The 19,090-nt window shown below is 60.1% G+C and carries 20 protein-coding genes; 7 read left to right on the forward strand and 13 right to left on the reverse strand.

The window, feature by feature from the left end:
• The first annotated feature begins 67 nt into the window (after positions 1-67).
• Together J3364_RS00220 and J3364_RS00225 are read left to right on the forward strand one after the other, a co-directional pair.
• Positions 68-553: a glutathione peroxidase gene (locus J3364_RS00220; RefSeq protein ID WP_349555750.1), complete on the forward strand. Its 486-nt coding sequence runs from the start codon at positions 68-70 to the stop codon at positions 551-553.
• Entirely contained in the window at positions 553-1,020 is a 468-nt protein-coding gene (locus J3364_RS00225) for a MarR family winged helix-turn-helix transcriptional regulator (RefSeq protein ID WP_349555752.1), read from the forward strand. Before J3364_RS00220 ends, J3364_RS00225 begins: the two co-directional genes overlap by 1 nt.
• Here J3364_RS00225 and J3364_RS00230 read toward each other — a convergent pair.
• Both J3364_RS00230 and J3364_RS00235 read right to left on the reverse strand, forming a co-directional pair.
• Complete coding sequence (locus J3364_RS00230; protein WP_502882464.1) at positions 1,008-3,269, reverse strand: hybrid sensor histidine kinase/response regulator; 2,262 nt, start codon at positions 3,267-3,269, stop codon at positions 1,008-1,010. The genes J3364_RS00225 and J3364_RS00230 overlap by 13 nt on opposite strands.
• 98 nt (positions 3,270-3,367) lie before the next feature.
• Positions 3,368-4,147 (reverse strand): hypothetical protein, encoded by a 780-nt coding sequence (locus J3364_RS00235; RefSeq protein WP_349555756.1) that lies wholly within the window; start codon positions 4,145-4,147, stop codon positions 3,368-3,370.
• 217 nt (positions 4,148-4,364) lie between these two features.
• Here J3364_RS00235 and J3364_RS00240 point away from each other — a divergent pair, with 217 nt between their 5' ends.
• Positions 4,365-5,375: a LysR family transcriptional regulator gene (locus J3364_RS00240; protein ID WP_349555758.1), complete on the forward strand. Its 1,011-nt coding sequence runs from the start codon at positions 4,365-4,367 to the stop codon at positions 5,373-5,375.
• Here the strand turns inward: J3364_RS00240 and J3364_RS00245 are convergent.
• From J3364_RS00245 to cspD, 8 genes are all read right to left on the reverse strand, one after another.
• A complete protein-coding gene (locus J3364_RS00245) occupies positions 5,364-6,329 on the reverse strand; it encodes a GNAT family N-acetyltransferase (RefSeq protein ID WP_349555760.1) in 966 nt (321 codons plus the stop codon). The genes J3364_RS00240 and J3364_RS00245 overlap by 12 nt on opposite strands.
• Positions 6,320-7,477, reverse strand: a complete 1,158-nt coding sequence (locus J3364_RS00250; protein WP_349555762.1) for a ribosomal protein uL16 3-hydroxylase — start codon at positions 7,475-7,477, stop codon at positions 6,320-6,322. The genes J3364_RS00245 and J3364_RS00250 overlap by 10 nt, the downstream gene beginning before the upstream one ends.
• Positions 7,477-8,844, reverse strand: coding sequence for an adenylosuccinate lyase (gene purB, locus J3364_RS00255; RefSeq protein ID WP_349555764.1), 1,368 nt, complete (start codon positions 8,842-8,844; stop codon positions 7,477-7,479). The genes J3364_RS00250 and purB overlap by 1 nt, the downstream gene beginning before the upstream one ends.
• Positions 8,845-8,949: 105 nt before the next feature.
• Positions 8,950-9,591, reverse strand: a complete 642-nt coding sequence (hflD, locus tag J3364_RS00260; protein ID WP_203140774.1) for a high frequency lysogenization protein HflD — start codon at positions 9,589-9,591, stop codon at positions 8,950-8,952.
• A 75-nt stretch (positions 9,592-9,666) separates the two neighbouring features.
• On the reverse strand, positions 9,667-10,812 hold the full coding sequence (gene mnmA / locus J3364_RS00265; RefSeq protein WP_349556755.1) for a tRNA 2-thiouridine(34) synthase MnmA: 1,146 nt from the start codon (positions 10,810-10,812) through the stop codon (positions 9,667-9,669).
• A gap of 120 nt (positions 10,813-10,932) precedes the next feature.
• Positions 10,933-11,379, reverse strand: a complete 447-nt coding sequence (locus J3364_RS00270; protein WP_349555766.1) for an NUDIX hydrolase — start codon at positions 11,377-11,379, stop codon at positions 10,933-10,935.
• The gene (locus tag J3364_RS00275; RefSeq protein ID WP_349555768.1) at positions 11,380-11,988 is read right to left on the reverse strand and encodes a pseudouridine synthase; all 609 of its coding nucleotides are present in this window, start codon (positions 11,986-11,988) and stop codon (positions 11,380-11,382) included.
• A gap of 301 nt (positions 11,989-12,289) precedes the next feature.
• Positions 12,290-12,610, reverse strand: a complete 321-nt coding sequence (gene cspD / locus J3364_RS00280; RefSeq protein WP_349555770.1) for a cold shock domain-containing protein CspD — start codon at positions 12,608-12,610, stop codon at positions 12,290-12,292.
• 210 nt (positions 12,611-12,820) lie between these two features.
• On the opposite strand from cspD, the gene J3364_RS00285 reads away from it, so the two are divergent.
• The 4 genes from J3364_RS00285 (at position 12,821) to J3364_RS00300 (ending at position 17,056) form a co-directional block, all read left to right on the forward strand.
• Complete coding sequence (locus J3364_RS00285; protein ID WP_349555772.1) at positions 12,821-13,117, forward strand: hypothetical protein; 297 nt, start codon at positions 12,821-12,823, stop codon at positions 13,115-13,117.
• 50 nt (positions 13,118-13,167) lie between these two features.
• A complete protein-coding gene (gene clpS, locus J3364_RS00290) occupies positions 13,168-13,530 on the forward strand; it encodes an ATP-dependent Clp protease adapter ClpS (RefSeq protein WP_123633496.1) in 363 nt (120 codons plus the stop codon).
• 18 nt (positions 13,531-13,548) lie between these two features.
• Positions 13,549-15,816, forward strand: a complete 2,268-nt coding sequence (gene clpA, locus J3364_RS00295) for an ATP-dependent Clp protease ATP-binding subunit ClpA (RefSeq protein ID WP_203140777.1) — start codon at positions 13,549-13,551, stop codon at positions 15,814-15,816.
• 205 nt (positions 15,817-16,021) lie between these two features.
• Positions 16,022-17,056, forward strand: coding sequence for a putative solute-binding protein (locus tag J3364_RS00300; protein WP_349555774.1), 1,035 nt, complete (start codon positions 16,022-16,024; stop codon positions 17,054-17,056).
• A 95-nt stretch (positions 17,057-17,151) separates the two neighbouring features.
• Here the strand turns inward: J3364_RS00300 and infA are convergent, their stop codons facing one another.
• The 3 genes from infA to aat all read right to left on the reverse strand — a co-directional run bounded on the left by infA (position 17,152) and on the right by aat (position 19,022).
• Positions 17,152-17,370 (reverse strand): translation initiation factor IF-1, encoded by a 219-nt coding sequence (infA, locus tag J3364_RS00305; RefSeq protein ID WP_123633493.1) that lies wholly within the window; start codon positions 17,368-17,370, stop codon positions 17,152-17,154.
• A gap of 210 nt (positions 17,371-17,580) precedes the next feature.
• Complete coding sequence (locus J3364_RS00310) at positions 17,581-18,297, reverse strand: arginyltransferase (RefSeq protein WP_349555777.1); 717 nt, start codon at positions 18,295-18,297, stop codon at positions 17,581-17,583.
• An 11-nt stretch (positions 18,298-18,308) separates the two neighbouring features.
• Complete coding sequence (gene aat, locus J3364_RS00315) at positions 18,309-19,022, reverse strand: leucyl/phenylalanyl-tRNA--protein transferase (RefSeq protein WP_349555779.1); 714 nt, start codon at positions 19,020-19,022, stop codon at positions 18,309-18,311.
• Between the last annotated feature and the right edge of the window lie 68 nt (positions 19,023-19,090).

Raw genomic sequence — 19,090 nt, forward strand, 5'->3', positions numbered from 1 at the left:
ACAATTTAATTGCTGGCAATATAGATAACGACAATCCGGCTCAGCCGGCACCACAGGAGACGACGGAATGACAGCTGACAGCCTTTACGACATTGAAGTCCAGGACATCAAGGGCAACACCAGGTCCATGGCCGACTACCGCGGTCAGGTGTTGCTGATCGTAAACACGGCGAGCAAGTGCGGCTTCACGCCACAGTTTGAAGGCCTGCAGGCGCTGCACCAGGAACTGGGTGGCGAAGGCTTCGACGTGCTCGGCTTTCCCTGCAACCAGTTCATGAACCAGGATCCGGGCGACAATAACGAGATCGAACAGTTCTGCAGCCTGAACTATGGCGTGGACTTCCCCATGTTCGCCAAGATCGAGGTTAATGGCGACAACACCCATCCGCTGTATCGCTTCCTCAAGCACGAGGCCAAGGGCCTGATGGGCTCGGAGAAGATCAAGTGGAACTTCACCAAGTTCCTGGTCAACCGCAACGGTGACGTGGTCAAGCGCTATCCGCCCACGGCCAAGCCGCAAGACATCCGCAAGGATATCGAAAAGCTGCTCTGATGGCGGACCATCACGATCCACTGGCGCTGGATAACCAGGTTTGCTTTGCGCTCTATGCCGCCAATCGCGCCGTCACCGGGCTCTATCGTCCGTTGCTGGAGGGGGTGGGGCTGACCTACCCGCAGTATCTCGTGATGCTGGTGCTCTGGGAAACGGACGCCGTCGGCGTCGGGAAAGGGTCGGACGGTGAGCCGGTCAGCGTGTCGTTCGTGGGCCGGCGTCTGAAGCTGGACTCCGGCACGCTGACGCCGTTGCTCAAGCGCCTGGAAGCCCGCAATCTGGTGCTGCGCCGGCGCCATCCCGAAGACGAGCGCGTGGTCACCCTGGCGTTGACGGAAGAAGGGCGGGCACTGCGCAAGCAGGCCCTGGAGGTACCGGGTGAACTGCTCTGTCGCAGCGGCCTGGATCTGGAGCAGGCGCAGGATCTCCGTCGCAGTTTGCAATCGCTGCTGGATCAGCTGCCCTGATTGACGGCCTGGCCGGCCCAGCGCTCGATTACCTGGCGTAGTTCGTCCTTGTTGTAAGGCTTGGTGACGTAGTCGTTCATGCCGGCGGCGAGGCAGTCGTCCTTGTCGCCCTGCATCACATTGGCGGTGACGGCAATGACGGGCAGGTCGCGCCATTCCGGATGTTTGCGGATGCGCTCGGTGGCGGCATAGCCGTCCATGACCGGCATCTGGCAGTCCATCAGCACGATGTCGTAATGCTGGTTGCTCAGCGCCGTCAGGGCGCGCTCGCCGTTCTCCGCCAGGTCCACGCGATAACCCAGTTTGCGCAGCATACTGCTGGCCACGATCTGGTTGACGCGATTGTCTTCCACCAAAAGTATGCTGAGATCCGGGCTGGGGCGGGATTCCGCCGCGGCCTCGGCCTGAGAGCTGGTGGCCGTGTCGCCGGTGGCCTCGAGCAGCGTCTGCTCCAACTGGTTCCGCCGAAGAGGCAGGGCGATGGCGCGAACTTTCTGGCCGGAGACCGTATGGATGGCCTGTTCCGGCTCACCGATCAGCACCAGCGGGCAGTCCAGGGTGCGGTCGGCCAGGGAGCCGCGCGTCAGTGTCTTGCTGTCGCACAGGTAGGCCGCGGCCTGACCGTCTCCTTTTGCCCGGACTGGAATCTGCCAGGCCTGGAGTTGGCGTTCGAGGGGCAGGCGGTGCGGGTTGTCGTGGGGAATATCGAGAATGACGCCCTGCTCACGCAGATGCGATTGGGCGAACGCGTCTTTACTGGCCGATGCCCGAACCGGCAACGGCAGGATCACCGTGAAGTGGGTGCCCTGGTTTTCCCGGGACTCCACGGTGATGTGCCCGTGCATGCGTTCCACCAATTGGCGGCAGAGCGTCAGGCCCAGGCCGGTGCCGCCGAAGCGGCGGGTCGTGTCGGCCTTGCCCTGTGAAAACGGAGAGAAAATCCGGCGCAGCGTTTCGTCGTTCATGCCAATGCCGGTATCGATCACGTCGATGCGGGTTTCGCCATTGCGGGTGACGGCACGGATGCGGACTTCGCCGGATTCCGTGAACTTGATGCCGTTGCCCAGCAGGTTGTTGATGATCTGGCGAACCCGGGTTGGATCGCCCTGGAGCGTTTCGGGCAGGTCCGGGTCGATATCGATGACCATTTCCACATTCCGGCTGAGGGCCTGCTGGCTCAGCAGCGTGGCGCACTCCTCGATGACTTCCCGCAGGTTGAATTCGATGGCTTCGAGATTCAGTTTGCCCGCTTCCACTTTGGAAATATCGAGGATGTCGTTGAGCAGACCGAGCAGGCTCTGGCCGGCGTTATAGGCAATCTCAAGGCGATTGCGCTGGCTCGGCGACAGTTCGCTTTCCAGGGACAGGCTGAGCATGCCCAGCACCCCGTTGAGCGGGGTGCGGATCTCGTGACTCATGCTGGCCAGGAAGTTGGCCCGGCTGCGGGCCCGGTGTACGGCATCTTCCTTGGCTCGGATCAGGGCACGATTGCCCCGCTGCAGTGCTTCGTTCTTCTCCGAAATCTCCCGGGTGCGGTCCTCGACTTCCCGTTCCAGCTTGGAGGAATAGTGCTTCATCTTGCTTTCGGCCAGGCGAACCTGGTCGAGGCTGCTGTCAATGGTGTCCAGATGCTGGTTAATGATGCCCACCATCTGGCCGATCTCATCGGACTCATGATTGCGGGGTACCGGCAGGCGAATCTTTTCCGGTGCCCTGGGGTCCACTTCGTGCAGGGCCTGGATGACCCGCATCAGCGGCTTGGTCAGGATGAAATAGAAGATGAACAGCAGGATAACGCTGAGAATCAGGCTCTTCAGGAACCCGCTTACCAGCGTGTAGGCCGCCCGGCTCAGGAACGCCGTGCCGTAATGGTAGGTGTCGATGCGCACTTCCAGTTGGCCCAGCGGGATTTCCTCCAGCTGGGGTACGCGCAGGTTCTCGCTGTATTCCCGATTGGGGCCGAACAGGAAGTCGCTCAGGAAACGGTAGGCGGAATCCGTCGAGGGCCGGGTCGACGCAGCCAGGATGCGACCATCGGGATCGACAATGCGGGCGTCCACGATGGCCGGGTGGCGCAGCAGGCCGTCGAGCAGTTCCTTGGCCAGTCGGGTGTCGATGTTGTAGGCGATCTGTGAGGCGGGGCTGAAGCTGATGTCCATCAACGCCCGGATTTCCTCGTCCATGCTTTCGCGGGCGCTGAAATAATCCAGGGTCACCTGGACCATGTTGAGCAGAATGCCCAGCGCCATGGCCAGCAGCACCGTGTTACGGGTCAGCCGGAAGGACAGGCGTTTGGTGAACGGCGTACTCACAGTCTAAACAATCCCTGTTTCACTGGAACCAGACGCTAATCGTCGTAGTCTGCCTTTTTCTTCCATTCTTCCTCTTCGTGCAGGAAAGAATCCCATTCCTTATCGAGCCGGTGTTTTTCCTGTTGCCGGGTCTCGCCACCTTCTTCGGCGTTGGCCATGGCTTCCAGCTCCTTGATGCGGGTGCGGAAGCTCTTGATGGCTTTGACGGCCATCGGGTTATCCTTGGCCTTACCCAGTTCGGTGGAGGCCAGGTGGTAGGCGTGAATCGCTTTACGGATCTGATTCTGCCGGATCATCTCACGGGCTTGTGAGACGTGGTAGTCAGCCTGGGTCTTGTGCACCAGGAAAAGCACCAGCTTCAGGTTTTTGCGGGCGATTTTCGAATCGATCCGATTCCGCTTCTGCATGCCTTCAATCAGGCGAAACAGGGACTGCAGCAGGTTCTTCACCTCGGCGGCCCGGGCGGGGGTGTCGATCCGTTGGGGCGATCGCTCGTCGGCGCCGTCTTCCATCTTTTGGCGGCGGGTTTTGACTTCGTCCGCCCACTGCTTCACCGGCAGGTCGGATTTCATGTCGACCAGTGAACGACAGATTTCATCGGCCCGCATCAACATGATCGATTTCAGATCCCGGGTCAGGTACTGCGGGGGTAAATCATCCTGCAAACGCTGTGTCAGGCGAAAGGCGTCTTCCAGTGTCTTGGCGCGTCGTGCCCGCTCAATCCTGGCTTTTTCCCGGATCTGCACGAAGACAATAACGGCGATGGAAAGAAGAACGATAACCGCGAAGAAGATGACGATGGTGGTTGTATCCATGTTCAGACTGCCGTCTCTCTCATTGTTCTGGATGCGCTCCGGATAAGCCGTCTTGGAGTATAGCGCAATACGCACTTTCAATGGGTTAAGTTATGTGTGCGTGAAGCCTGATGGCTCTTGGTCCAAGCGATAAAATTTATTCGATAAATGGTTTTCTGGTTTTGTATTTTTGGTATGAATGGTAGCCTCTGACTCACACTGACAGACGGATCATGGCATGGATATCTCACGCGTTGACCTCAACCTGCTGGTTTACCTGGACGTGTTGCTGCGGGAAAAGAACGTCACCAAGGCTGCCAATCATCTCGGGATCACCCAGCCGGCCATGAGTAACGGCCTTCGCCGCCTGCGGGACCTGTTTGGTGACCCGCTGCTGGTGCGGACCAGCGAGGGCATGACCGCGACCGAGCGGGCCCGCGAGCTCAAGCCGTTGGTGCGCAACGTGCTGGCGGACATCGAGCGGGCGGTCCAGGCCAAGTCGGAATTCGACGCGGCCCAGAGTAACCGGGTTTTCCGGATCATGGCCAGTGATTACGCCGAATCTTGTCTGATTCCCCGGGTGCTGCGTCGCATCCGTCAGGAGGCGCCCAACGTGACGCTGGATGTGCTGACGCCCAGTGACGTCAGCTTCCCGGATGTGGAGCAGGGACGTCTGGACATGGCCATCAACCGTTTCGACAAGCTGCCCCAGTCGTTTCACCAGAAAACCCTCTGGACCGAATACTTCGCCTGTCTGATGAGCGCGCAGAATCCGATCCTGCGGGAGCCGTTCACGCTGGATACCTATCTGGATGCCAGCCATATCTGGGTGAGCAAGACGGGTTTCGGTGTGGGGGTCGGAGTCAATCCCCAGGACGTACAGCGCCTGGGCTGGGTCGACGAGGCGCTGTCCCTGATGGGGCGCAAGCGCCGAATTTCGGTGTTTACCCGGCACTACCAGGTGGCGATGTTGCTCGCCGAGCAGCATGACCTGATTGCGACGCTGCCCAGCCGGGCGGCCTGGCTGCAGCGGGAAAATGCTAATCTGGTGGTCAAGGTGCCGCCGTTCACCATTCCCCCGTTCGAGCTGAAAATGGCGTGGAGCCCGCTGCTCCAGCACAATCCGGATCACCAGTGGCTGCGCCGGCTGATTGCCGATGTGGCGGCTGAGGTGGATGTGGAGTTTGCCGACTTTGGCCGGTCATTCGAGGATCAGGTCGTCAAGCCCAGTTTGCAGTCAGAGCGGTAGCTCGCGCAGTTCCAGTGACGGGCGTGCCGTTTCCCACATGCGCTGGAAGGCCTCGGCCTGCAGCTTCACCCGGCCGGGATCGGCGAAACGGGCCCAACCCTCGAGGCTGTCGAAGCGGTGCCGGTAGGCAATGCCTTCCCGGTCAGCGATCAGGAAAGCCTGCTCTTCGCTGGGGTAGTCCGGGTTGACCAGCCGAAGCTCGATTTTGCTGGGCAGACGCTTCATCAACTGGATGAGCTGGTGTCGGCGCTGGACCAGGGGCTTGTCGTCGTGGACCAATAAACGGATCTCGCAGATCCGATGACGGCGGGCCATGTCCGAGAAGATGTCGCGCAGTCGTTCCCGGTCGTAGATCTCGTGATCCAGCAGCCGATCATAGAGCCAGATGCGATGGCTGGCCTGGCCGGCAACCGTATCCATCAGGTTGAGGTTGTCCTGTTCGCTGTTGAAATGCCAGGTGGTGTCGTCCTTGCCGAGCACGGTCGGGAAGACCGGGGCACGGTTATCGGCCAGAATCTGCGGAGTGGCCAGGCAGCGCATGTCGAGGTGGGGGATTCCGGCGTCGTCATAGGGCGTGGAGCAGACATGAAACCCCAGCTTCTCATAGAAGGGGACGGCGTACTCCTGCGCGCTCAGGTGCAACTGGTCGAACTGGTCCGACGCTTCCTGCATGACATGCCGCAGCATCTGCTCACCAAATCCCTGACCACGGTGCTCTTTGAGAATCGCCATGCGCCCGATTCGGCCCAGGTCCGTGACCGACGGCACCAGCCGCGCGACGGCGACCGGTGTGTTGTCCGGCAGCACACCGATGTAATGGTCCGAAATCTCGTCCGTGTCGTCCCATTCCAGTTCTGCGGGTACGCCCTGTTCGTCAATGAAGACAGTCTGGCGAATCTCCCGAATCGCCGAGGGCGCCAGTTGCCAGCTGTATTTGCGGATCTTCAGTTCCATTCGAGATAAAGACTGCCCTGGTTGATCAGTGTGGTGAGCAGGCCGCCTAGTGCCTCATCCCGGGCCAGTTTCGTCATGCGCTCCGGATCGGGCTGATGGCCGGCGCAGAGCAGTGGTGCCATGATCCGGGCATCGCCGCTCAGCATGTAGCGTTCGCCGTCGACGAAAAGGGCCGTCTGCTCGCCGAGTTCATGATAGGCAAAACGGGAGCCTTCGTTCCAGCGCAGCCATGCACCCTCGGTCAGGGCGCTGCGCAAGCTGTCGGCGTCCACCGGTTCTTCCGGCGGCACGACAATGTGCGTGTTCTTGGGGGCTGTGGTGTATTGGCCCAGCCAGAGTGCCAGGAGATCACGGCGCTCCAGCGCTGACGCAACGATGCGGCCGACGCCGTCCACAGCGGCCGGGGTGATTTCACCCGGATTGTCCTGGGTTTGCAGATCCGGGTCGCGCAGCAGTTGCTCGGCGCCGGGCTGGTTGCACAGGAAATCGCTGAAGCCGGTCAGGATGTCGTCGTAACTGGGGGCCCGGAACCCGATGGAGAGGGTGATGCAATCCCCCCGGGCGACACCGTGATGGCCCACGCCCGGCGGCAGGTAGAGCATGTCCCCCGGCTCCAGCACGACGGCCTCTTCGCCGTTCCAGTCGCTCAGTATGCGCAGTGGCGTGCCGTCGACCCGGGGGGAGGTTTCGTCACAGTGGCCGCCGAACTCCCATTCGCGGGTGCCTTCGGCCTGCAGCAGGAAGACGTCGTACTGATCGTAATGCGGTCCTACGCTGCCGCCTTCCGGCGCATAGCTGGCCATAATGTCGTCCAGCCGCCAGTTGGGCACGAAGCGGAACCGGTCCAGCAGGGGAGCCAGCTCCGGCACCCAGTGATCCAGCCCCTGGACCAGCAGGGTCCAGTGCGTGGCCGGCAGCGATTCGAAGCGCTCCGGCGCAAACGGGCCGTTTTCCAGCTGCCAGGGCCGCCCGTTGTCGTTTTCGATCACGATGCGCGATTCAACGGCTTCTTCACAGGCCAGACCGGCCAGTTCATCCGCGGAAACGGGCGAGGCCAGGCCGGGAAAGGCCTGGCGAATCACCAGTGGCTTTTTCTGCCAGTAGTCGCGCAGGAAAACGTCGGCGTCGAGCCCACCGGGAATCTGCATCAGATGGCCTTGGCCTGGTCGGCTGCGTTGCCGATGTAGTTGGCCGGAGTCAGGGTCAGCAGTTCTTCCTTCGCCACCTCAGGGATGTCGAGATTGCGCACGAACTCCTGGATCAGTTCCGGCGTCATCGCCTTGCCGCGGGTCAGCTCTTTGAGCTTTTCGTACGGCTTCTCGATGTTGTAGCGACGCATGACGGTCTGGATCGGTTCGGCCAGCACTTCCCAGGCGTTGTCGAGGTCGGTATCCAGGCGGCCGGGATTCACTTCCAGTTTGCCCAGGCCTTTCAGTGTTGCCTCATAGGCGATCAGGCTGTGGGCGAAGCCGACGCCCAGGTTACGCAGCACGGTGGAATCGGTCAGGTCCCGCTGCCAGCGGGAAATCGGAAGCTTGGCGGACAGGTGACCGAACAGCGCGTTGGCGATGCCCAGGTTGCCCTCGGAGTTCTCGAAATCGATCGGGTTGACCTTGTGTGGCATGGTGGAGGATCCCACTTCGCCGGCCACGGTCTTCTGCTTGAAATAGCCCAGGGAAATGTAACCCCAGATGTCCCGGTCGAGATCGATCAGGATGGTGTTGAAACGGGCGATCGCGTCGTACAGTTCGGCAATGTAGTCGTGGGGTTCGATCTGGGTGGTGTACGGGTTCCAGTTGAGGCCCAGGGAGGTCACGAACGATTCGGCGTTGGCTGCCCAGTCGATACTCGGGTAAGCGGACAGGTGCGCGTTGTAGTTGCCGACGGCGCCATTGATCTTGCCGAGTATTTCCACGGCCTGAACCTGTTTCAGTTGGCGACGCAGGCGGTAGACCACGTTTGCCAGTTCCTTGCCGACGGTGGATGGCGATGCGGTCTGGCCATGGGTGCGGGACAGCATCGGCTGGTCCGCGTGTTCACGGGACAACTCGGTCAGACGGTCGATCACTTTCTGCATGACCGGAACCAGGCCCAGGTCCAGCCCTTCGCGCAGCATCAGACCGTGTGACAGGTTGTTGATGTCCTCGGAGGTGCAGGCAAAGTGCACGAACTCGGTAATGGCCTGGAGTTCCGGCGTGTCCGCGATCTTGTCCTTGATGAAGTACTCAACGGCTTTCACATCGTGGTTCGTGGTGCGCTCGATGGCCTTGATGCTCTCGGCATCGGCCAGGCTGAATTCGCTGACCAGTTTGTCCAGCACGGCGTTTGCGTTGTCAGACAGGGCCGGGACTTCGGTGATGTCCGGATGGGCTGCCAGTTGCTGCAGCCAGCGGATCTCCACGGTGACGCGGTTTCTGATCAGACCGTATTCGCTGAAAATCTCGCGAAAGACACGGACTTTTTCGCCATACCGGCCGTCAACCGGTGAAATAGCGGTCAGGGCAGTCAATTCCATCAGAAACCTCTCAACTCAATCAAATACGGTCTGCGGCTTGTGCCGGGCTGGTCAAATCGCCGCGCGGGAAAATGGCGCCTATGATACACCACCCGGCGCCGGGAATCAGTGGAAAACGGCCTGGTTGGCCTGCTCCGAAAGCCGCTGGGCCACTTCCACCACCCGTTTGCGGAACACCACCAGATGCCAGCGGCGCCCGCCCAGCTGCCGCCAGAGCACCGCAGAGCGGATGCCGGCCAGCAGCAGTGCGCGAACCCGTGCGGCGTTCTCGGGAACCTGCAGCTGGTTGGGGTCGCCGGTGACCTGGATGCGCAGGCGGAAGGTGCTGATGGTGTCGGTATAAATGGAGGCGAGGTTGTTGACCAGATTGGCGTGGCTGTAGCCGAAATGGTCGGCCGTGTGGCGGGCCTGGTCGATGCGGCTGCCGATGATGTCCATCATCTCCGGACGTTTGCGCAGCCGGGCTTCCAGATGCACGAGGTTGAGCGCGTAACGCAGGATTTCCACATCCTGCTGGCCGTCCTGTTTCTTCAGCAGGCCGCAGAGTACGGCCAGGCCTTCTCGCAAATCCCGCAATTCGCCGTAGACGCTCAATGTGTTTGGCGGGTTAGTGACAAACAGCGAGTGAATGCAGGTCTCAAAGGTGGATGGCGCGCACTGGCCACGATGGGCAATCTGCTGCACCAGTTCGGCAGCCTGGAATACGCCTGCCAGGGCCAGTGTCTGTTCTTCCAGGGATCGGCTCAAGGTTACCTCACAGCGTTGTCTGATGGCCGTTATGACGTTGGAGCGTCATCAAATGGATGGGTTCGTCATGCTGGGTCAGGATGCCGTGCGGGCCAGGGCCGGGGAGTCGTCCCGCCAGGTGGTTTCGATCACGCCGCCACCCAGGCAGATGTCGCCGTCATAGAAAACCACGGACTGACCAGGGGTTACAGCACGCTGGGCGTCATCAAACACGACCCGGCAACCGTCGCCGGTCACGGTGACCGTGCAGGCCTGGTCGGGCTGGCGGTAGCGCGTCTTGGCGTGGCAGCGGAATTCGCTGGCCGGCGGATGGCCTGCGACCCAGTCGATGGGGCCGCTGGTCAACCCGCGGGCGAACAGCAGGGGATGCTGTTTGCCCTGTACCGCAATCAGCACGTTACGGCTGAGGTCTTTTTCAGCCACATACCAGGGGTCGTCGCTGTAGTGACTCAAGCCGCCGATACCCAGCCCCTGGCGCTGTCCGATGGTGTGGTACATCAATCCCTGATGACGGCCAATGACATCGCCGTCCGGGGTTTCGATTTCGCCCGGTTGCGCTGGAATGTACTGCTTGAGGAAGTCGCGGAACTTGCGCTCGCCAATGAAGCAGATACCGGTGGAATCCTTCTTGTCGTGCGTCACCAGTCCGGCCTTCTCGGCGATCCGGCGGACCTCCGGCTTTTCAATCTCGCCGACCGGAAACAGGGTGCGCGCAATACGCTCACCTGACACGGCGTGGAGGAAGTAGCTCTGGTCCTTGTTGTCGTCCAGGCCCTTGATCAGTTGCGCAATGCCGTTGTCGTCGACCCGTCGCCGGGCATAGTGGCCGGTGGCGATGTAGTCGGCGCCCAGGGTGATGGCGTAGTCCAGAAAGGCGCGGAATTTCACTTCCTTGTTGCACAGAATGTCCGGATTCGGTGTACGACCGGCCTTGTACTCCGACAGGAAATGCTCGAACACACGGTCCCAGTATTCAGCCGCAAAGCTGGCCGTGTGAAGCTTGATGCCGATCTTATCGGCCACCATCTGCGCATCCGCGAGATCGGTCATCGCGGTGCAGTATTCCGTGCCGTCGTCCTCGTCCCAGTTTTTCATGAACAGGCCTTCGACCGCGTAGCCCTGTTCCTGAAGCAGGAGGGCGGCAACGGACGAATCGACACCGCCGGACATGCCGACGATCACGCGGGTGTTCTGGTTGTCTCTGGTCGTGGACTCGGTCATGGCGCTGACAAACCGTGTTTCGTTAAACATGTGTTGGACCCTGCAGGCCCCTAATGTCGCGCATTCTAACAGGTTTGCCGCGCCAGCGTGATCCGTAGATCCCGGAAGGCGATGCCGGATTCAGGCCGCTGGATCGACGATCACCGACAAAGGGAATCGACGGCCGGCCAGGTAGTCCTCGACGCAGCGAAGGACCAGTGGGCTGCGCAGGGATTCCTGGCGTTCGCGCAGTTCGTCGTAGGTGAGCCAGTGGGCTGCAATGATATCGTCGTCCAGTTGTTCGGTTTCATGCTGCAACGCTTCGGCGACAAAGCACATGCGGTAGTAGGTGCGGCCGTTTGCCGGCGCGAGATAGGTGTACAGCCCCAGGAAATGCCGGGGCTCCACGGCCCAGCCGGTCTCTTCCAGCGCTTCCCGGCGAGCGGCGTCGAGGATGGTTTCATGCTCCTCGACGTGGCCGGCAGGCTGGTTGAAGACAATTCGGCCGTTGCTGCGTTCTTCCACCATCAGGAAGCGGCCATCCTTTTCGGTGATGACGGCGACGGTTGCGTGCGGTTTCCAGGTCATTCAACGGTTCCTTTTCTTGGCTCTGGGCCTGCCCTGGCCGTGAGATGTTTTTGCTGCCGAGGCAGGCAAGTGAATGCTGAGTGAGCGACTTTCTCCGGGGGCCAGGTTGTCGATGCTCCAGTCGCCGACGGCGCGGCGAATCAGCCGCAGCGTCGGGAAACCGACAGCGGCGGTCATCCGTCTGACTTGCCGGTTGCGGCCCTCGGTAATGGTCAGTTCGATCCAGCTGGTCGGCACATTGGCCCGGTAGCGGACCGGGGGCTGGCGCGGCCAGATGTCCGGTTCGCCCAAGTGTCGGGCCTTGGCCGGTCGTGTGGGCCCGTCCTTCAATTGAACGCCCTGTTCCAATTGCGCCAGGGCGGCATCGTCGATCTCGCCATCGACCTGTACCCAGTAGGTTTTTGGCATTTTCAGGCGCGGCGAGGCAATCCGGTGTTGCAGCTGGCCGTCATTGGTCAAAAGCACCAGGCCTTCGGAGTCGTAATCCAGACGTCCGGCCGGATACACGCCGGATTGCCTGACGAAGTCCGCCAACGTTGACCGACCTTCATTGTCGGTGAATTGGCAAAGCACGTTAAAGGGCTTGTTGAGCAGGATCAGATCGGCCATGTCAATCGTGCCCGGCGTGAAGGCTTTCTCGGAGCGAATATCGATGCATGCCTGGAATCTTACAGCAGCGGTGCGATCACCACTATGACCGATTCGTCAGCGATCGGACGCCGGGAAGGGCGCTGGAACGGACAGGCATAAAAAAGCCGAGGCCCCCAGACCTCGGCTTCCATGGAATTATGAGCGTTGCATGATCCCCAGTGTGTGTCGGGGCGTGGCACAAAAAGCCACAGTGATCTGTTTGTGACAGATCTTTAAAACCACCTCACGTTCAGGGTAAGTGTGGTTATGTCGCGCTCCGTCAGGCGTGGGCGGTTCGGAGCGGGTTGTCCTGGGTGGCTTCGGAAGAATCCGAGCCGGCCTCGTCGTGTTCGGCATTGGCCGCCTTTTTCGGTGGCTCATCCCGTTTTTCGAGGCGATCCAGAGGCACGATGTTTACGGCGTGCGTTCCCTTGTCGCTTGGTTTCTTCTCGAAGCTGACGGTTTGGCCGGCCTTCAGTGTTTTGTAGCCATCCATTTGTACAGCTGAGAAGTGAGCGAACAGGTCTTCGCTGCCCCCGTCTTCTATGATAAAGCCGTAACCCTTGGCATTATTGAACCACTTCACTTTGCCTTGAGGCATGATTCACTCCCTTGTTTTCCTGCTCGTCTTATTATTGATATTCATTAACTTACAAATTCCGATCCAGAACAATACAGTCCCGGTAACGGCTCCAGACCAGGCGTCGATCCTGGCTTTACATAATTTTACAATGGCAATTCTACTGTTGACCAATATTCGCACAGAGTCAATAGGCAAAGTGCTGGTTGACCGGGCCGCCGAGGCGTTACTATGAATCGTCTGATGAGCACCCGGGGCGCTTTTGCGTCATCGGAAGGGCGCGGCGACGACGCGCAGTGCGCCGGTGGCCGAATGGAAAGAGGCGGCCGGGTTGAAATCATCACCCGAAAGCCCGCATATCCGTCAGTCACCGAATCCGGTACTGTATTTCCTGCGGCGGCGATACCGGGGCGTATCGCTCCCCATTTCATGCGGGAAACTGCAAATTCAATGCGGGATACTCCAAAAGACCTGGCTGAATGGCCGGAGCGTCTTGAAAACCCGCGGGTCAGCATCCACTTTGAGTGAAGGAGAGGAACTCGGCAAAGACCCGAGTATCTAAAATCCGGTAAAGAACCATGCGGAACATCGAAAATTCTCTACTAATATTGAATCAGGGGGACAGTGATCAGGACCCGGATCATGATGACGGTCTGCTGGTTTCCCCTGAGAAGCCCGCCCTCAAACGCCCCGCGCGGTATCGAGTGGTGCTTCTCAACGACGATTACACACCGATGGACTTTGTCGTTGATGTCCTGATGAAGTTCTTCGCCATGAACGAAGAGAAGGCGACGCAGGTGATGCTGCTCGTCCATACGCAGGGAAAAGCCGTATGTGGGGTATACACCCGTGACATCGCGGAAACCAAGGCAGCGCAGGTGAATCAGTATTCCTCGGAGTGCGAACACCCGCTGCTTTGCGAGATTGAACGTGCGGACTGATAGACCTTGGGGTGGCCCATGCTTAGTAAAGATCTCGAAATCACGCTGAACACTGCGTTCAAGAATGCCCGGGACAAGCGTCATGAGTTCATGACCGTAGAGCACCTGCTGTTGGCTCTGCTGGATAATGACTCGGCCGTAGGTGTCCTGAAGGCCTGTGGCGCAGATCTTCAGCGGCTCCAGGAAGAACTCCTGGAGTTCGTGGATTCAACCACGCCCCTGATTCCCCACAACGACAGCGAGCGCGAGACCCAGCCGACACTGGGCTTCCAGCGTGTGTTGCAGCGGGCCGTCTTCCATGTCCAGTCCTCCGGCAAGAAGGAAGTGACCGGAGCCAACGTCCTGGTTGCGATCTTCAGCGAGCAGGAAAGTCAGGCGGTCTATGTCCTGAAAAAACAGAACATTGCCCGTATTGATGTGGTCAACTACGTCTCTCACGGCATTTCCCGCGTGCAGGGCAGCGAGGATCAGGAAGGCGGCGATCACGCCCAGGAAGAAGTGGGCGAGGACGGTAGCTCTTCCAAACCGCTGGAAAGCTACGCCACGAACCTGAATGAGCAGGCCCGGATGGGCCGTATCGACCCGCTGATCGGTCGCGAGCACGAGGTTGAGCGTGTCGTGCAGATCCTCGTGCGTCGCCGCAAGAACAACCCGCTTCTGGTGGGCGAGGCCGGCGTCGGCAAAACGGCCATTGCCGAAGGTCTGGCCAAGCGCATCGTCGACGGTCAGGTGCCGGATGTCATTTCCGATGCGGTGGTCTATTCGCTCGATCTGGGCGCGCTGCTGGCCGGCACCAAGTATCGGGGCGACTTCGAGAAGCGCTTCAAGGGGCTGCTGGCGGAACTCAAGAAAGAGGATCACGCGATCCTGTTTATTGATGAAATCCACACCATCATCGGTGCGGGTTCGGCCTCGGGTGGCGTAATGGATGCGTCCAACCTGCTCAAGCCACTGCTGAGCTCCGGCGAGATCCGCTGCATCGGTTCCACGACCTTCTCCGAGTTCCGCGGCATTTTCGAGAAGGACAGTGCGCTGGCCCGTCGTTTCCAGAAAATCGACGTCAATGAGCCGAGTGTGGACGATACCTACCAGATCCTGCGCGGCCTGAAGACGCACTTCGAGAAGCACCACGATCTCAAGTACACCGACAAAGCCCTGCGGGTGGCCGCAGAACTGGCCGATCGGTACATCACCGACCGACACCTGCCGGACAAGGCGATTGACGTGATCGACGAGGCCGGTGCCCGCCAGCGCCTGCTGCCGGCCAACAAGCGCCGCAAGGTGATTGGCGTGTCCTCCATCGAGGATGTGGTAGCTACCATTGCGCGGATTCCGCCGAAGAACGTGTCCACCAGCGACAAGGACCTGCTGCGCAATCTGGAGCGGGATCTCAAGATGGTGGTCTTTGGTCAGGATCGTGCGATCGAGAGTCTGTCCACGGCGATCAAGCTGGCCCGTGCCGGCCTGAAGGCACCGGAGAAGCCCGAAGGGGCCTTCCTGTTTGCTGGTCCGACCGGTGTGGGCAAGACCGAGGTGACCCGGCAACTGGCCAAGATCCTGGGTATTGAACTGGTGCGTTTCGACATGTCCGAGTACATGGAGCGTCATACGGTCTCCCGTCTGATCGGTGCACCTCCGGGCTACGTCGGGTTCGATCAGGGCGGTTTGCTGACCGAAGCGGTCAACAAACAGCCGCACTGTGTCCTGCTGCTGGATGAAATCGAGAAGGCGCACCCGGAAGTGTTCAACCTGCTGCTGCAGGTGATGGACCACGGTACGCTGACCGATAACAACGGCCGCAAGGCGGACTTCCGCCATGTGATTCTGGTGATGACCACCAACGCGGGTGCGGAAACCATGACCCGTCGGTCCATCGGCTTCAGCGAGCAGGATCACAGCACGGACGGTATGGAGGTTATTACCAAGACCTTCACGCCGGAATTCCGCAACCGTCTGGACGGCATCATCCAGTTCGCCGACCTGCAGCGCGATACGATCACCCACGTGGTCGACAAGTTCCTCACGGAATTGCAGGCCCAACTGGACGAGAAGCGAGTTGTGTTGCATGTGGACGATGAAGCCAAGCTCTGGCTTGCCGAGAAGGGCTACGACGTGACCATGGGCGCCCGCCCGATGTCACGCCTGATCCAGGACAAGATCAAGCGGCCGCTGGCCGAGCAGATCCTGTTCGGGGCTCTCGCCGAGAGTGGCGGTGAGGTTCACGTTCACCTCAAGGACGACGAGCTGGTGTTCGAGTACGAGAACGAGCCGGCCGAAGCCGTCTAGGTCTCCCAACCCTGAAAACCCGCTTCCACGGAAGCGGGTTTTTTTATGCCTGCGTGCGGTTTCAATCGAGAATGATGAGGCGGCTTTTGATGCCAACCTGATCCTTTGTCCCCATCACACCCGAGAACGGCGCCATCGGACATGGCTCTCCAGGCAGGATTGTGGCGATATAGCTCCCGATAATAATGAGAAATGGGAGTCATCCATGAAACGGCTGTTTCTTATCCTGGCCGGCCTGGCGATAGCCGCCTCGCTGCCGACGACAGCGCAGGCCCGGGACAGCAAGCGATTCTGTGTGTTCGATGTGGCCGGTGCCAGTGGCTACGTTTACAACCTTCTCAAGAACTATCGCCGCAAGGCGCTGCAGTATGGGGAGGATCTGACCATGATGCCCTACACCGATGAGGACAGGGTCCGGGCGGATTTCGACGCCGGTCGTTGCGACCTGATTGCCGTTACGGACATGGGCGTGCGCCATTACAACCGCTTTACCGGCTCCATCAGTGCCATTGGCGCGGTGCCACGCTATGAAGACCTGCAGGTGTTGCTGCACATTCTCTCCAGCCGGCGGGTGGCCGACAAACTGGAGCAGGGCGATCACACCGTGTTGGGCGTCGCACCGATGGGCGCCGCCTACCTGTTCGTCAACGATCGGTCGATCGATACCGTGGAAGATCTGCGGGGAAAACGAATCGCCGTGTTCGAGGGCCACTACGACGCCCGCCATATGGTGGAGTACGTCGGTGCGCGGCCGGTTCGTGCCAAAATCAGTAACTTCGCACAGCTGTTCAATAGCGGTGAGGTCGATATGGCCTATGCGCCGGCGGCGGCTTACGAGGTCCTGGAAATGTTTCGGGGAATGGGCGAGACCGGCGGCATCGTCCGCTTTCCCGTCGGCCAGGTTACCGTCCAGTTGGTGGCGAAAAAGGGCACATTTGACGATGAGTTCGTCGCCCATTCACGCAAGGCGGTGTCCCGATTATACAGTGAGGCGATGCGAATGATTCGGCAATACGAGGACACGGTCCCCCGGGAGCGCTGGGTGGAGATCCCCGCGTCGGCCAGGCAAGGCTACCAGGAGATGCTGCGCGAGGTCCGGATTGATCTGGATAATAACCAGAGCAAATTGGGGCAGCTGGCTGCGCAGGTCTACGACGACGATATGATGACGATCCTGCGGAAGGTGCGCTGCTACACCAATCCCGGTGGGCAGGAGTGCTCATCGCCGGACAGGGAGTGAGAGGAACCCTGACAATCAGAAATAAAAAACCCCGTGCTTATACGGGGTTTTTTATTGGCGCACGAACGACCTTTAGCGTTCGGCGTCGGAGCGTCTTAGCGGGCGCGGTAGACGATGCGGCCCTTGCTCAGGTCATAGGGAGTCAGCTCAACCTTGACCTTGTCGCCGGTCAGGATGCGGATGTAGTTCTTCCGCATTTTGCCGGAAATGTGTGCGGTCACAACGTGGCCGTTGGTTAACTCGACACGGAACATGGTGTTGGGAAGGGTGTCGATGATGACGCCTTCCATTTCAATGACATCAGATTTTGCCATTCAGTAGAAACCTCACGATCATTAGCGTATTGGGTACGAGCCTGTAACGTCGGGTCGAGACGGAAAAAATCAAGGGTACACCGACGCCCCTCGCAATAAATGTGCGCAATTCTGCCTGAATTATGAACGTATGGCAAAGATCACGCGCCTGTTGCGGGAAGACCACGGGTCGACCCGTCTTTGATTGGCCGGAATGGCCCGGCGGCAGGATTATCCGGTGGCAATCAGTTCTTGCCAGTGGCCGCCAATCAGGGCTTCCAGCGGTTTGAATCGAGCCTTGTAATTCATCTTGCGGCACTCGCGAATCCAGTACCCCAGATACAGGAAAGGCAAGCGCCGGCGTTGGGCCTCCTCCACTTGCCAGAGAATGGCCAGGGTGCCGAGGCTGCGGTCCTCTTCCTGCGGCTCGAACAGGGTGTAGATGGCCGACAGTCCATCGTCGAGCGCATCCACGACGGCCAGACCGATCAGGGCCTCATCGCGCCACATTTCCAGGAATTCGCTCTGGTTGGCCCCTTCAACCAGGAAGGAGGTGAACTGCTCCCGGGACGGCGGGTACATGTCGCCATCGTAGTGTCGTTGTTCTATGTAGCGTGCATAGAGTCGATAGTAGTTTTCCTGGAAGCGCGCCGGAGCCAGCCGGAACGTGATGTCCTCGTTGCGTTTCCACACCCGGCGCTGGGACCGGTTGGGCTCGAATGCCTTTGTATTGAGGCGCACCGGGATGCAGGCATTGCAGGTCTCGCAATGTGGCCGGTAATAGTGAGAGCCGCTACGCCGGAACCCGAGAGCCGTCAGCTGACTGTACAGGCGCTTGTCGACGCGCGCCCGGGGATCGACGAACATGGTCGTCGCCTCTCGGTCAGCCAGGTAGCTGCAGTCATGGGGGGGCGTTGCAAAGAATACCAGTGTCTTGAGGCTGCTCATCACACCTCCTGCTACCGATCGTTGCGGGCCCAGTGCCATTCCAGATTCCACTGGCGATGGCCGGGCGGTTGATCGATGTTTTCCCCCAGTATAGATAAAAATCGGGAGCGCGGGATACACCGTGCCCCGAGGCTGATCAAGTGACTGTTTTCCACCTGACAGTCCATCATGGCGTAGCCCCATTGCTCGAGCTGGCGGGCGACATGGACGAACACCACCTTCGACGCGTCGGTCTCGCGGGTGAACATGGATTCGCCGAAGAAGCAGCGTCCCATGGCCACGCCGTAGAGTCCGGCCACCAGTTCGCCATGATCGTTCCAGGCTTCGAAGGAGTGTGCCAGGCCCCGGCGGAACAAACGCTTGTAGGCCAGCTCCATCTCTTCGGTAATCCAGGTGCCTTCATCCCTCACTTCGGCGCAGCTGCGTATGACCCCGGAAAAATTGCGGTCGATGGTGATCCGGTAGCGTTCCTGGTTCAGGGTTCGCCGCAATCGCCGGGCGATGTGCACTTCATCGGGAAACAGGACGCAGCGCGGGTTGGGAGACCACCAGAGGATGGGTTGCTCGTCGCTGAACCAGGGGAAAATACCATTGCGATAGGCCAGCTCCAGCCGCTCCGGGGCGAGGTCGCCACCGATGGCAAGCAGGCCATCCGGTTCGTCCAGCGCATCGTCCGGGGCGGGAAACCAGAGTTCGTCGGGATCAAGCCAGGGCAATGAAGTCATCGTGAGATCAGCTGCTCCAGAGGATGCCGGTGGCGCCTTGATTCAAGCGTAGCATGGCCTTGTTGCGG

The organism is Marinobacter sp. NFXS9 (assembly GCF_040148665.1).
Taxonomy (GTDB): domain Bacteria; phylum Pseudomonadota; class Gammaproteobacteria; order Pseudomonadales; family Oleiphilaceae; genus Marinobacter_A; species Marinobacter_A mangrovi.

What these genes read in the sequence shown, in the direction of transcription:
- J3364_RS00220 (WP_349555750.1), top strand. Translation starts at nt 68, where the DNA reads ATGACAGCTGACAGCCTTTACGACATTGAAGTCCAGGACATCAAGGGC.
- J3364_RS00225 (WP_349555752.1), top strand. Translation starts at nt 553, where the DNA reads ATGGCGGACCATCACGATCCACTGGCGCTGGATAACCAGGTTTGCTTT.
- J3364_RS00230 (WP_502882464.1), bottom strand. Translation starts at nt 3,269, where the DNA reads ATGGCGCTGGGCATTCTGCTCAACATGGTCCAGGTGACCCTGGATTAT.
- J3364_RS00235 (WP_349555756.1), bottom strand. Translation starts at nt 4,147, where the DNA reads ATGGATACAACCACCATCGTCATCTTCTTCGCGGTTATCGTTCTTCTT.
- J3364_RS00240 (WP_349555758.1), top strand. Translation starts at nt 4,365, where the DNA reads ATGGATATCTCACGCGTTGACCTCAACCTGCTGGTTTACCTGGACGTG.
- J3364_RS00245 (WP_349555760.1), bottom strand. Translation starts at nt 6,329, where the DNA reads ATGGAACTGAAGATCCGCAAATACAGCTGGCAACTGGCGCCCTCGGCG.
- J3364_RS00250 (WP_349555762.1), bottom strand. Translation starts at nt 7,477, where the DNA reads ATGCAGATTCCCGGTGGGCTCGACGCCGACGTTTTCCTGCGCGACTAC.
- purB (WP_349555764.1), bottom strand. Translation starts at nt 8,844, where the DNA reads ATGGAATTGACTGCCCTGACCGCTATTTCACCGGTTGACGGCCGGTAT.
- mnmA (WP_349556755.1), bottom strand. Translation starts at nt 10,812, where the DNA reads ATGACCGAGTCCACGACCAGAGACAACCAGAACACCCGCGTGATCGTC.
- J3364_RS00270 (WP_349555766.1), bottom strand. Translation starts at nt 11,379, where the DNA reads ATGACCTGGAAACCGCACGCAACCGTCGCCGTCATCACCGAAAAGGAT.
- J3364_RS00275 (WP_349555768.1), bottom strand. Translation starts at nt 11,988, where the DNA reads ATGGCCGATCTGATCCTGCTCAACAAGCCCTTTAACGTGCTTTGCCAA.
- cspD (WP_349555770.1), bottom strand. Translation starts at nt 12,610, where the DNA reads ATGCCTCAAGGCAAAGTGAAGTGGTTCAATAATGCCAAGGGTTACGGC.
- J3364_RS00285 (WP_349555772.1), top strand. Translation starts at nt 12,821, where the DNA reads ATGAATCGTCTGATGAGCACCCGGGGCGCTTTTGCGTCATCGGAAGGG.
- clpS (WP_123633496.1), top strand. Translation starts at nt 13,168, where the DNA reads ATGCGGAACATCGAAAATTCTCTACTAATATTGAATCAGGGGGACAGT.
- clpA (WP_203140777.1), top strand. Translation starts at nt 13,549, where the DNA reads ATGCTTAGTAAAGATCTCGAAATCACGCTGAACACTGCGTTCAAGAAT.
- J3364_RS00300 (WP_349555774.1), top strand. Translation starts at nt 16,022, where the DNA reads ATGAAACGGCTGTTTCTTATCCTGGCCGGCCTGGCGATAGCCGCCTCG.
- infA (WP_123633493.1), bottom strand. Translation starts at nt 17,370, where the DNA reads ATGGCAAAATCTGATGTCATTGAAATGGAAGGCGTCATCATCGACACC.
- J3364_RS00310 (WP_349555777.1), bottom strand. Translation starts at nt 18,297, where the DNA reads ATGAGCAGCCTCAAGACACTGGTATTCTTTGCAACGCCCCCCCATGAC.
- aat (WP_349555779.1), bottom strand. Translation starts at nt 19,022, where the DNA reads ATGACTTCATTGCCCTGGCTTGATCCCGACGAACTCTGGTTTCCCGCC.